The organism is Carnobacterium sp. (genome assembly GCF_040274945.1).
Classification (GTDB): Bacteria; Bacillota; Bacilli; order Lactobacillales; family Carnobacteriaceae; genus Carnobacterium_B.
In genome coordinates this window covers 360,986-373,762 of record NZ_JBEMAR010000001.1, presented here as the reverse complement: position 1 = coordinate 373,762, position 12,777 = coordinate 360,986, and the positions used below count along the sequence as shown (strand labels likewise).

The 12,777-nt window shown below is 35.0% G+C and carries 10 protein-coding genes; 9 read left to right on the top strand and 1 reads right to left on the bottom strand.

The window, feature by feature from the left end; all coding sequences use genetic code 11:
- The first annotated feature begins 11 nt into the window (after window positions 1-11).
- The 8 genes from ABS916_RS01740 (at window position 12) to recD2 (ending at window position 10,480) form a co-directional block, all read left to right on the top strand.
- Window positions 12-1,151, top strand: a complete 1,140-nt coding sequence (locus ABS916_RS01740) for a hypothetical protein (RefSeq protein ID WP_350450267.1) — start codon at window positions 12-14, stop codon at window positions 1,149-1,151.
- A gap of 50 nt (window positions 1,152-1,201) precedes the next feature.
- Entirely contained in the window at window positions 1,202-1,732 is a 531-nt protein-coding gene (locus tag ABS916_RS01735) for a pyrophosphohydrolase domain-containing protein (RefSeq protein ID WP_350450266.1), read from the top strand.
- Window positions 1,729-4,020 carry a bifunctional glutamate--cysteine ligase GshA/glutathione synthetase GshB gene (gene gshAB, locus ABS916_RS01730; RefSeq protein ID WP_350450265.1) on the top strand — a complete coding sequence of 764 codons (2,292 nt, stop codon included), beginning with the start codon at window positions 1,729-1,731 and terminating at the stop codon, window positions 4,018-4,020. Before ABS916_RS01735 ends, gshAB begins: the two co-directional genes overlap by 4 nt.
- A 95-nt stretch (window positions 4,021-4,115) precedes the next feature.
- Window positions 4,116-5,270 (top strand): cysteine desulfurase family protein, encoded by a 1,155-nt coding sequence (locus ABS916_RS01725; protein WP_350450264.1) that lies wholly within the window; start codon window positions 4,116-4,118, stop codon window positions 5,268-5,270.
- 148 nt (window positions 5,271-5,418) lie between these two features.
- Entirely contained in the window at window positions 5,419-5,760 is a 342-nt protein-coding gene (locus tag ABS916_RS01720) for a cysteine desulfurase (RefSeq protein WP_350450263.1), read from the top strand.
- Window positions 5,761-5,934: 174 nt separating this feature from the next.
- A complete protein-coding gene (gene mnmA / locus ABS916_RS01715; RefSeq protein WP_035022327.1) occupies window positions 5,935-7,059 on the top strand; it encodes a tRNA 2-thiouridine(34) synthase MnmA in 1,125 nt (374 codons plus the stop codon).
- A 209-nt stretch (window positions 7,060-7,268) separates the two neighbouring features.
- Complete coding sequence (locus ABS916_RS01710) at window positions 7,269-7,949, top strand: tetratricopeptide repeat protein (RefSeq protein WP_350450262.1); 681 nt, start codon at window positions 7,269-7,271, stop codon at window positions 7,947-7,949.
- 47 nt (window positions 7,950-7,996) lie between these two features.
- Window positions 7,997-10,480: an SF1B family DNA helicase RecD2 gene (gene recD2, locus ABS916_RS01705; protein ID WP_350450384.1), complete on the top strand. Its 2,484-nt coding sequence runs from the start codon at window positions 7,997-7,999 to the stop codon at window positions 10,478-10,480.
- A gap of 61 nt (window positions 10,481-10,541) precedes the next feature.
- On the opposite strand, the gene ABS916_RS01700 is transcribed toward recD2, so the two are convergent.
- Entirely contained in the window at window positions 10,542-11,492 is a 951-nt protein-coding gene (locus ABS916_RS01700; RefSeq protein WP_350450261.1) for a diacylglycerol/lipid kinase family protein, read from the bottom strand.
- Between the two features lie 171 nt (window positions 11,493-11,663).
- On the opposite strand from ABS916_RS01700, the gene ABS916_RS01695 reads away from it, so the two are divergent.
- Window positions 11,664-12,539, top strand: a complete 876-nt coding sequence (locus ABS916_RS01695) for a YitT family protein (RefSeq protein ID WP_350450260.1) — start codon at window positions 11,664-11,666, stop codon at window positions 12,537-12,539.
- Window positions 12,540-12,777: the final 238 nt, after the last annotated feature.

Here is a 12,777-nt window from a genome sequence, read left to right as displayed (position 1 = left end):
GGAACTTTGTAATGGATGAAAAACACGAGTCCAATTTTTTAAACAGGTTATTAAAAACGGAAAATAAACAGCAACGCAGTTTATTTTCAAAAACAGCAAATGTCGTTTTTAACTCTGTTTTAGGAAGGGCAATAAAAGAAAAAGAATCATTGCGATCGAATCAGCTTAAACCATCTAAACGAACGACAAAAACAGCCCTTTTAAATGAGAAAGAGCTTCTCCAGCAGGCAAAGAATGAAGCAGAGGAAATTTTGGCCGAGACTTTTCATCAATCTGAAAAGATGTATCAAGAAGTTCAACAAGACATAGCGGCCGCTAAAGAAGAAATTAAATTAAAAAAAGAGCAATCCATTGAACAGTATGATAAAGAAAAAGTGGAAGCAAATAAAATTACTCGAAAAGCTGAACTGTATGCCCAAGAGATGCTTGCTTCAGCTCAGTTTAAATCTGAACAAGTAGAAGAGGAAATCTCATTGAAAAAGGCAGCTTATCATCAGGAAATAGATAGAGAATTAGAAAGGTTAGTCAAAGAAAAAGAATGGTTTGAACAGTATCAAGAACAAGTACAAGAATCTATGGATAGAAAAGAAAAAGTTCTTTTTTATGAAACTCGAAAAAAAATAGAACAAGAACACTTAGAAAAAGCTGCATTGCAAAATAAAGTGGATTATTTAAAAGCATTGAATGCGAAAAGAAAAATAAATTCTTATCGTATTGGACTAGTGATTTTTAGCTGTACAGTCGTAATGAGTGTGCTATTAGCTGGACTTAGGTATTCAACACCATTGTTTACGTTTATTATTACTTGTTTAGCTTTTGTTATTGCTTGTTTAGCATTTGTAGTGGTTTATATTAATTTAGTAGATGGTAAAAATGAAAAGAAAATAAAGGGAATTGGTTTTCAAAATGCTTCATTAATTGAAAAAAATAAAGCATTAACCGATACAATAGAAGATCTCGAAAAAGATATCAAGCAATTGAGTGATGAAAAAATCCAGCTTGAGAGGACCAAACGACAATCGCAGGATAATATGGAATTTTTAAAAATTATGCAAGCTGATTTGAAAGAATCTGAAATTAACAGAAGGATCTTAGAGTCAGAGAATGCGGCATTGAGAAAGCATTTAATTAGTGAGGAAGCAATCGAATAAAAAATCTGATCATCTTAAGACCTTATTTATATCAGGAGGAGAACCGAAGTATGACTAAATTGTCACCATTTGAGCAAGTCAAAGAATTTCATGAAGTATTCGATAAGCCAGTAAAAAAAGAGCCGCAAGCTTTAACTCCTGAAGAAGCTGTTACACGGGCAAATTTTACAACAGAAGAACTATTAGAATTCCTTTATGCAACTGTAGAAGGGGACATCAACCAATTTGAATCTTTGGTTTCAGAATGGAAGCAAGCAGCTGAAGAATCTATTGTCAAAATAAAAGAGCAATCCAAAGAGGTCCCGAATCGTTTAATTGGACAAGTAGATGCGCTAACGGATGCAAATTATTTTAACTATGGTTCTTTTGTATTAATGGGTATTAATCCAGATCCGATTTTCTCAATCGTCCATCAAGCAAATATGGGAAAACTGTTTGCTGATGGCAAACCACGTTACAGAAAAACGGATGGAAAAGTTATGAAACCTGATAACTGGGAAAAGGAGTTCGCTCCTGAACCAAAAATTCGAACAGAAATTGAGCGACAAATAACTAAAGTAGATGAGGGAATAGTAAAATGAAAACAGTGAAACAAATGATTCAAGAAACAGATATAGGCGAAGCTTTTTATCAAGCAACCTTCGGGATTGAAAAAGAAGGTTTAAGGGTAACTTCAACAGGTGAGCTTGCTTTAACAGCTCACCCACTGGAATTTGGCAATAGGAGTTTTCATCCCTATATTCAAACAGACTATAGTGAATCACAATTGGAATTGATCACGCCGCCTTTAAGAACCATAAAAGAAAGTTACGATTGGTTGGCAGCACTACATGATGTTGTCCTTCAAACCATCCCTTCTGATGAAGCTATTTGGCCGATAAGTATGCCGATGGTTCTTCCGGATGAATCCGTTATTCCGATTGCAAAGTTAGACAATAAAGATGATGTAACGTATAGAGAGATACTGACAGAAAAATATGGCAAGAAAAAACAAATGATTAGTGGTATGCATTACAATTTTGAATTAGACGACCAACTGATCGCACGTTTATTTGACTGTCAAACGGACTACTCAAATAAGGAATCTTTCAAGTCGATGCTCTATTTAAAATTGACAAAAAATTTCCTTCGCTATCGTTGGTTGTTAACTTATTTACTAGGAGCCTCTCCTATAGTAGATGAGTCATTTTTTGCGGATCAAGAAATTCCACAAGATTATGTTCGAAGTATTCGAAGCAGTCAGTACGGGTACGTCAATCCGTCAGAAGTTGCTGTATCTTTTCATTCAATTGAAGATTATGTGCATAGTTTACAAGATATGGTTGCAAAAGGATTTTTATCAGAAGAAAAAGAATTTTACTCAGCCGTTCGTTTTAGAGGTACAAATAAAGCGGAAGAATTGTTGACAAAAGGTATTTCTTATCTTGAACTGCGAAGCTTTGATTTAAACCCATTTGACCCATTTGGTATGTCAAAACAGACAATGGAATTTGTTCATCTTTTTTGTTTATACATGATCTGGATGGATGAAACAGTTACTATGGAAGAAATTGCAGTTGGGGAAGAAATGAGTCGATTAACAGCAATGGAACACCCAGAAAAAATTTCAAGCTTTCAAAAGGAAGGTTTGCATTTATTTAAGCAAATGGAAGAAATGCTTCTCTCTACAAATGGAACTAAATCCGCTCTAAACTGTATTCAAGAAACTAAGAAGCTTCTTATTGACCCAACATTAACCGTTGCTGCACGTATGGTGCGTGGCATAGAAGAAAAAGGGTCTTATATTGATTTTAGTCTAGAGCTAGCTAAACGATACAAAAATGAAGCGACTATGAGACCGTATAATTTAAGAGGTTTCGAACAACTAGAAATGTCTACCCAACTATTGCTATTTGATGCGCTACAAAAAGGCATTCAAGTAGAGATTTTAGATGCACAAGATCAATTTTTAAAGTTAACTTATGATCAACATAGTGAATTTGTTAAAAATGGAAATATGACATCAAAAGATTCTTATATTGCCCCATTGATTATGGAAAATAAGACCGTTACGAAAAAAATTCTTGATTCAGCAGGATTTCGTGTTCCAGCGGGTGAAGAGTACACTACTTTAGCAGAAGGAAAAACAGCGTTTTGGCGTTATGAACAAAAACAAATCGTTGTAAAACCTAAATCAACTAACTATGGGTTAGGTATCTCTGTCTTTAAACATGCACCTACAAAAATGGATTATGAAAGAGCACTTGAGATAGCATTTAAGGAAGATACTGCTGTACTAGTTGAAGAATACATTCCTGGAACTGAATACCGCTTTTTTGTTCTAGATGGAAAGGTACCAGCCATTTTGTTACGGACTCCTGCAAATGTTGTCGGAGATGGTCAAAAATCAATTAAAGAATTGGTTGCCGAAAAAAATGAAGATCCTTTACGCGGGGAAGAAAAGCATCGTTCGCCTCTTGAAAGAATCGAGTTAGGTGAACTTGAACAATTAATGTTAAAAGCTCAAGGTTATACTATTGAAAGTATCCCCGAATTGAACACTGTTGTTTATTTGAGAGAAAATTCAAATATCAGTACTGGAGGAGACTCTATCGATGTTACAGATGAAATTGATGACAGCTATAAACAAGCTGCTATTGATATGTCTGAGATTATTGGTGCGAAAGTTAGTGGGATTGATTTGATTATTCCGGATACAACTTTACGTAGTACTAAAGACCATTTAGGCTATACAGTATTAGAAGCTAACTTTAATCCTGCTATGCATATGCATGCTTTTGTTTACAAAGGCAAAGGTCGCCGATTAACTATGGGTATCCTAAAGATGTTATTTCCAGAATTATGGGAAAAGGAAACAGATAACGAATAAATAAGCTTACTCAAAATAAGTGGTTGTTGTAGATAGAGAAAAGTGATAAACTTTAAGAATTGTAAGTTTGGATAAAATAGGGAGGACTTTCTTAGATGGAAAAAATGTATTTTGATCATGCCGCAACTAGTCCTGTACACCCAGAAGTTATTGAAGTTGTTTATGAAGCAATGAAAAATCATTATGGCAATGCATCAAGTATCCATAATTTCGGAAGAGACAGTCGTCGTATTGTAGACAATGCTCGAATAGTTTTTGCTGAAAGTATTGGTGCCAAACCGAGTGAAATCATTATTACTAGTGGTGGGACAGAATCTGACAATACCGCAATTATTGAAACGGCATTAAAGAGACAACAAGATGGAAAACACATTATTACATCAGTTGTGGAGCACCATGCTGTTTTGAAACCGATGGAGTATTTAGAGAAACTAGGATTTGAAGTGACTTATCTACCAGTAAATGAAAAAGGTCAAGTTGATCCTATAATGGTTGAAGAAGCTTTGAGACCAGATACCATTCTGGTATCAATCATGTATGCAAATAACGAAGTTGGTACCGTAATGGATATAGCAGAAATTGGTACCCTAATTGAAGCAAGTGAATCTACAGCCTATTTTCATACCGATGCTGTACAAGCTTATGGAACAGAGGAAATTGATGTTAAAAGAGACCATATCGATTTATTATCTATTTCAAGTCATAAAATTAACGGTCCTAAAGGTATTGGATTTCTTTATGTGAAAGAAACCATTTTTTTACCAAGCTTTATGCTAGGCGGCGAACAAGAAAAAAAACGACGTGCTGGCACAGAGAATATTCCTGCTATTGCAGGATTGCAAAAAGCAGTTGAAATCATTCAACCTCAAAGAGAGAACCGTAAAGAAAGACATCTAGAATTGCGTAAACAACTTATTGAAGAATTGACTCAAAAAGAGATTGAATTTGAAGTCAATGGAAATACGGCTAAACAATTAGATCATATCGTAAGTGTCTGGTTCAAAAATGTATCAGCTGAACAATTGTTGATGAGTTTAGATTTAAGTGGCATAGCAGTATCATCTGGTTCAGCTTGTACTGCTGGCAATATTGATCCGAGTCATGTCTTAATAGCAATGTATGGAGAGAACAATCCGATTGTGGCTGAAACGATTCGAATCAGTTTTGGTTTAGGAACAACGTCAAAACAAATCAGTTATCTAGCTGAACAACTGGCGACCATTAGTTTAAGATTGAAAAAACAACTTTAATGGCAGAGATAGAAATACTAAAGAGCCTGGAATGTTTTCAGGCTCTTTAGTATTTCTACTGATTTTTATAGAAAAAAAGATAAAAGCTATGGTATAGTAGAAATGAAAAGGGTTACGACTAAGTGAAGAGAAAAAGTGAGGGAATAGCATGGCATTTGAAAAAGAAGCAACTTTATTAGGATCCAAAGAAACGTTTAAAGTAAATCCTAACGCAAAAAAATATACATTAAGAGACAATGGATTTGAAGAAACTAAAAAAGGGAATTTTCAATTGATGCGTACGATGGATACTAATTTATTGAATAAACAAGGAGTAAAATTGAAAATTGTGATCTCAGATGAGGTAAAACAATTAAAAATTTCAATAACTACTGGCAATGGATTGCGTCCAGTAAACATCTACAATGGCGATGCGTATAAAGAAATTCGTGAAAAAGTAGCGTTCACTTTATCAGACCTTGTTGAACGCGGAGTGTTAGAAAAAGTATAAAATTTTAATTACAAGATTTATAGGGAGATATTCACTATGGTGAGCATCTCCCTATTTTTAGATTAAGCAACTTGATTTCTGACTAAAAGTTAGTATAATGATAGAGACTGAAAAAATGCGACCTTCAAATCGTAAAAAGATTTTTCAGAATCTATTTGAAATGATGGTGATGTAATGAAAGACAATAGCAAGACTCGCGTCGTAGTTGGCATGAGTGGAGGCGTTGACTCATCCGTTACAGCTTTAGTTCTAAAACAACAAGGCTATGATGTGGTGGGTATTTTTATGAAAAACTGGGATGATACAGATGAGTTTGGTGTCTGCACAGCGACAGAGGATTACAATGATGTTGCGTTAGTAGCAAACCAAATTGGAATTCCATATTATTCGATTAATTTTGAAAAACAATATTGGGATAAAGTATTTACCTACTTTTTAGAAGAATATAAAAAAGGACGCACACCTAACCCAGATGTTATGTGTAATAAAGAAATCAAATTCAAAGCCTTTTTAGACTACGCTATTGAACTAGGAGCAGATTATGTAGCTACTGGACATTATGCTCAAGTGGAACGTGATGAAAATGGCGTTACACATATGCTAAGAGGACTAGATAATAATAAAGACCAAACTTACTTTTTGAATCAATTATCTCAAGAACAACTTGCTAAAACGTTATTCCCATTGGGTGGAATGCAAAAATCTGAAGTACGTAAAATTGCTGAAGAAGCTGGGTTAGCAACAGCTAAGAAGAAAGATTCTACAGGGGTTTGTTTCATTGGAGAACGCGACTTCAAAAAATTCTTAATGACTTATTTACCAGCTCAACCTGGAAATATGATGACAGTAGACGGCGAAGTAAAAGGGCAACATGATGGATTAATGTATTATACGATTGGACAACGCCAAGGATTAGGAATTGGTGGCGGCGGAAAATCAAGTGATCCATGGTTCGTTGTCGGAAAAGATTTAGAAACAAATACACTATATGTAGGACAAGGGTTTAATCATGAATGGTTGTTGGCTACACATTTAGAAGCTTCTGACCTTCATTTTACAACAAATGAAGAAAAATCCCGTACATTTAAATGTACTGCGAAGTTCCGTTACCGCCAAGCAGATACAGGTGTGACGGTTCAATTGAATGAAGATGGAACTACAGCTACAGTTGAATTTGACGAACCTGTACGTGCCATCACACCAGGTCAAGCAGTTGTTTTTTATGATGGTCTGGAATGTTTAGGCGGCGGTACGATTGACGCAGCTTATAATGAAAAAAAAGAATTACAATACGTTTAAAAACTTCATACAGTAAAAAAAGCTAGGGGGGAACTCCTAGCTTTTTTTTATCCTTTTCTACCTAAAATTCTAATTTACATGGCGTGTATGCTCCAAAATAAAATTTCTTATAAAAGTTAACCTGAAATAACTAGAAAATAGAGACATCAGTAGAATCCAATAGAATTTTGTTGTAAAATAAGTAAAGTTGCAAAAAGGAGGAAATAAGTATGAATCGAAACCATGAAGCATTTCAGCTATGGGAAAAAGGCGAATTTAACAAAGCCATTCAATTACTTATGGAAGAAATTAACGATCATCCTGCAAATAGCGATAGTTATTATAATTTAGCGACCATGTTTATTTTAGGTAAAAAATATGAAGATGCAAAAGTTATTTTAGAAACAGCAATTGAAAAGTACCCTGAAGATCCTATTTTTGTTTATGCATTTGGGAATCTCTATTATGAAATTGAAAATTATCAAACATCGCTAGAGTATTTTAATCAAGTGATTCAATTTAGTGAAACACCTTTGAAAAAAGATGCCATGGTTATGATCGGACAAAACTTCTTAGCATTAGATCAAGCTAAAAAAGCATTGGTTTACTTTTTAAGTGCTTATGAAGAAGACAAACTGGATATGACAGTTATTTTATTCATAGGGAATACGTTAATGCAATTAGGATCATTTAAAGAAGCCAAACAGTATTTTGACATAAGTATCGATCAAGCTCCTCAAAATGATGAAGCTTGGTTCAAACGTGGAGTAGTAGGAATGGCATTAAAGGAAGAGCAGGATTCTGTTGATGAGTACTTCAATAAAGCAAAAGAGTTAGATCCTATAAAATATAAGGAACGTATCGAGCAGTTAAAAGCCATAGAAGTTATGATGAAAAATCAAAAAGGCTAATTCTGTTAATTAGCTAAGATAGAAAGGGTGGAGGCAGTAAAGTGGTTATGCAAGACAATTTAGATTTATTTGCAGGAGAGCCTCCCTATTTTGTAGGACAAGTGGCTGCAGTTTTCTATCAAAATCCGACAAATTTTTACAAAGTATTATTAATACGCGTTGTTGATACTAACAGTTCGTTCAAAGAAAAAGAAATCGTCGTCACGGGAAATTTTGGACAAATCCAAGAAGATGAAACGTATCGTTTTTTTGGCCAATTAACTGAGCATCCTAAATTTGGGATGCAATTTAATGCAGAGCGTTATCGGCAAGAAAAACCAACTTCGGCCGAAGGGGTCGTCGCTTATCTCTCTAGTGATAAGTTTCCAGGAATAGGGAAAAAAACTGCAGAAACGATTGTGGATCTTTTAGGTGAAGATGCGATTGATCAAATTAACGCAGATGAAACTGTTTTAGCTAAAGTTCCCGGGTTAAATGAAAAAAAGAAAGAAGTCATCGTTAACACGATACGTTCCAGTAACGGAATGGAAAAAATTATTATTGGATTAAATGACTTTGGGTTCGGAAGTCGATTAGCATACACGATCTATCAAACCTATCAAGCAGAAACATTAGAGATCATTCAAGAGAATCCTTATCAATTAATAGAAGATATTGAAAATATCGGGTTCAAAAAAGCAGATGCCATTGCTGAAAATTTAGGTTTTGCTGCAGATTCTCCCAGACGTATTCAAGCGGCTATCTCATTTTCATTAAATGAGTTGTGTATCAGTGAAGGCAATACGTATACGTTAGCAGAACCATTATTGAATGAAACCATAAGAGTACTTGAAGAAAGTCGTTCATTCATTATTGAACCAGATATAGTAGCAAAAGAATTATTAAACCTGATCGAAGAAAACAAATTAATTGAAGATCAGCACAAGTTGTACATTAACTCGCTATATGCTGCTGAGTGGGGAATTGCAAACTCTGTAAAACGGTTAATGGAAAACAGTAAAAAAATTCAGTATCCAGCGCATAATGTCAAAAAAGAAATTCGTAAAATGGAGAAAAGATTGGGTATCCAGTATGGGAATTCACAAATCGAAGCAATTGAAGAAGCAGTTGTCTCACCATTGTTTATTCTGACTGGGGGTCCAGGTACCGGGAAAACAACGGTATTAAATGGAATCGTAACCTTGTTTGCTGAATTGAATGGCTTGTCTTTAGAGATAGATGATTACCACGATAAGATCTTTCCGATTCTTTTGGCCGCACCTACAGGACGTGCAGCTAAACGAATGAATGAATCTACGGGATTGCCAAGCAGTACGATTCATCGTCTTTTAGGGTTAAATGGTCAAGAAAAACCAAGTGCAGAGCTTTCCGATAGAGAACTAGAAGGTGGATTATTGATCGTTGATGAAATGTCTATGGTGGATACATGGCTAGCAAATCAATTGTTAAGAGCAGTCCCACAAAATATGCAAGTCATCTTTGTAGGAGATAAAGACCAATTGCCTTCTGTGGGCCCTGGTCAAGTTTTGCACGATCTCATTCGCGCAAAACAGATTCCTAGTAGAGAGTTAACTGAAATTTACCGACAAGACGATGGGTCTTCCATTATTTCATTAGCACATGCTATTAAAGAAGGGCAACTCCCTGCAGATTTCACGAAAAATAAAAAAGACCGATCTTTCTTTCAATGCACTACCTATCAGATTGAACCGGTCATTCGTCAAGTAGTAGAAAAGGCTAAAGAAAAAGGATTCACTGCCCAAGATATTCAAGTTTTGGCACCCATGTACAGAGGTCCAGCTGGGATAGATGCATTGAATAAAATGATGCAAGAAATCTTTAATCCAAATCCTTCTGGCAGACGAAAAGAAGTTAAATTTAACGATAAGAATTACCGTATCGGGGATAAGGTATTGCAGTTAGTCAACTATCCGGAAATGAACGTGTTCAATGGAGATATGGGAGAGATTGTCGGAATCAACTTAGCTAAAGAAACCGAAGATAAAGTGGATGAAATTGTCATTCAATTTGATGCTAATGAAGTTGTCTACAAACGAAATGAATGGATGAAAATTACGCTGGCCTATTGTTGTTCGATTCATAAGTCTCAAGGCTCAGAATTTAAAATGGTTATCTTACCAATGGTGCAAAATTATCATCGTATGTTGAGACGCGATCTATTGTATACAGGAATTACAAGAAGTAGTGAATTGCTTATTTTGTGTGGTGAACCCAGTGCCTTTGAGGAATGTGTAGCAAAATCTTCTGCAACCAGACTTACGACATTGACGGAACGTCTATTAGGAGAAGACCAACATGTTGAACTTGTTGTGAAAATGCCTGCTAATAAAGATAAGCTAAAAGAAACAGAACTTTCCGATTCTATTTCTACTCTATCATCAGAAACAGAAAATAAAGCTGAAACGATAAATAAAGAAGAACCGAAGAATTATCGTCTGACAATCGAAATGATTCAATCCAATGCGATTGATCCGATGATTGGCATGGATGGCATAGTACCAAGTGTATAAAAAAAAGTTTCAGAAGATTTTTCTTCTGGAACTTTTTTTATGCACAAGGAAGACGTTAGGTTCAAATCCAAAAATAACGTGAGCTGGTTTTGAGTTGAAAATCAATTGGTTGATCCACCAATATTTCCCCATCGGCATTTGAATCTATTTTTGAAGTTGTTTTGAGAGAAATAGAAGGTGCTTGATAGTAATACACATTTTTATGATTTAAATGTTTTCCTCCAAAGATCATTAACACAAAAAGATACAATAAGTTAGCAAATGAGTGTTTAGGTAAAATAATCAAATCTAATTTTCCATCTATTTGAGAAGCTTTTGGTGAAACAGGGATGCCGCCGCCAAAATAAGGGTGACTATTGATAATAACTAAAAAAGAATCGTCAAACTGAGTTGTGTCGCCATTTGTTGTAATGGTCAAAGGAAAAGCACTTTGCTTAAAAAAGACTTGAATTAGACTGGCAAAATAAACAAAAGAACTCAACCCTAACTTGTTTAAAAAGACTTTAGATGGAGAATGGTTTGCTCTTTTTACGACGGCCGCGTCAAAACCGATACCCACATTATTTACAGCAAATCCCGTACTTTGTTGATTGTGGTCGTAATATTCAATGATATCTAATTTTGTTGCTTGTTGAGCAGTAAGGATTTGTTTTAGAGCTTTTTTTGGATCTTTTGAAATACCTGTTCCTCGTGCAAAGTCATTACCAGAGCCTGCGGGGATATACCCTACTGGGATGTGGGCATATTGTTCACCTAAACCTGTAAGAACTTCGTGTAAGGTGCCATCACCACCAATAACGATAATTGATTGAGACAGATTGTGTTCTTCTTCTATTTCATGAGCTAATACTTTAGTTAATTCCACAGTATGTCCGTGATAAGCAGACTTATGTACAGTAAAACTTATCTGCTGAGCCATCAGCAAGTTACCTATTTGGTGACTGACTTTTTTTCCTTTACCAGAACCTGAAAGCTCGTTAATAATAAGATGATAATGTTTAATTGTTGACATGAGTACTCCTTTTGACTTGCTTTTATAATTGCGCCACTTTACATTATAAAACAAATAAAAATTAAATTCGAAGTAAATTTATGAGAAAATCAAAAAAAAACAGTTACAAACTAATTGAAAGTGTTAGAATAAACAAGGATTTTGTTTCACGTTTAGGAAGGATGGACAAATATGAAGAAAAAACTATTATCAAACAAATATACACTAGGAGTAATTGACATTCTTTACATTGTGGTGGGTTCGTTTATTGCAGCCTTATCATTTAATACATTCTTACTGCCAAATTTAATTATTTCGGGCGGTATCAGTGGGGTCAGTACAATTACGAAAAGCGTATTTAGCTGGGATCCTTCAATCGTACAGTTAGCTTTCAATATACCCTTATTGTTGATTTGTTTTATATTTTTAGGAAAAGAAGCAGGATATAAAACTATTTTAGGAAGTTTAATATTACCTGCATTCATTGGAATGCTAGACTTTATCAAACCATGGACGGATACACCTTTATTAGCAGCTTTATTTGGAGGTATTTTAACTGGTATTGGTTTAGGTATTGTATTTAGAGCAAAAGCATCAACCGGTGGGACAAGTATTATCGCACAAGTGATTCATGAGTACATAAAATTGCCTTTAGGTATGAGTGTTGCGTTAATTGATGGATTAGTGATTGTATGTGCCCTACTTGTTTTTGATGGTGAAGTTGTCATGTATTCCATTATCTCGCTATTTGTTATTAGTCGTACTATCGACGTTGTACAAGTTGGGTTTAATCATTCTAAGACTGTCATGATCATTTCTGAATACCCATCAGAAGTAAAACAAGCAATCTTTAATACGGTTAATCGTGGAGTGACGAACTGGGGTATTAAAGGCGGATATGGCAATTCAGATAAACAAATGCTAATGTGTGTTGTGGCTGAACAAGAATTTACGTTCTTAAAAGACGCTGTTTTAGATGTAGACGAAAATGCCTTTGTAGTGGTAATGAGTGCGAGTGAAGTTTGGGGACGTGGGTTTACTCTAGCTAAGGAAAAGCCTATTATCTAAAGGGATTTAGTGAAAAAGATACTTTTATTTATTGACAAGTTGCGCATCTTCTCCTATACTTTAAAGCGTACTAAGGATAAATTTATTTAATCACTTGTTTAAAGAAAAGTTTTCCATGGCTGAAAGGAAACTAACAATATTAAATCAATGCTCCCTTATTAAAATAGTAGAAATACTATCGTTTCTCGCGTTATCGAGACTTAAGAGGTAATGAACAGTCAAATGACTTCATTGCAAA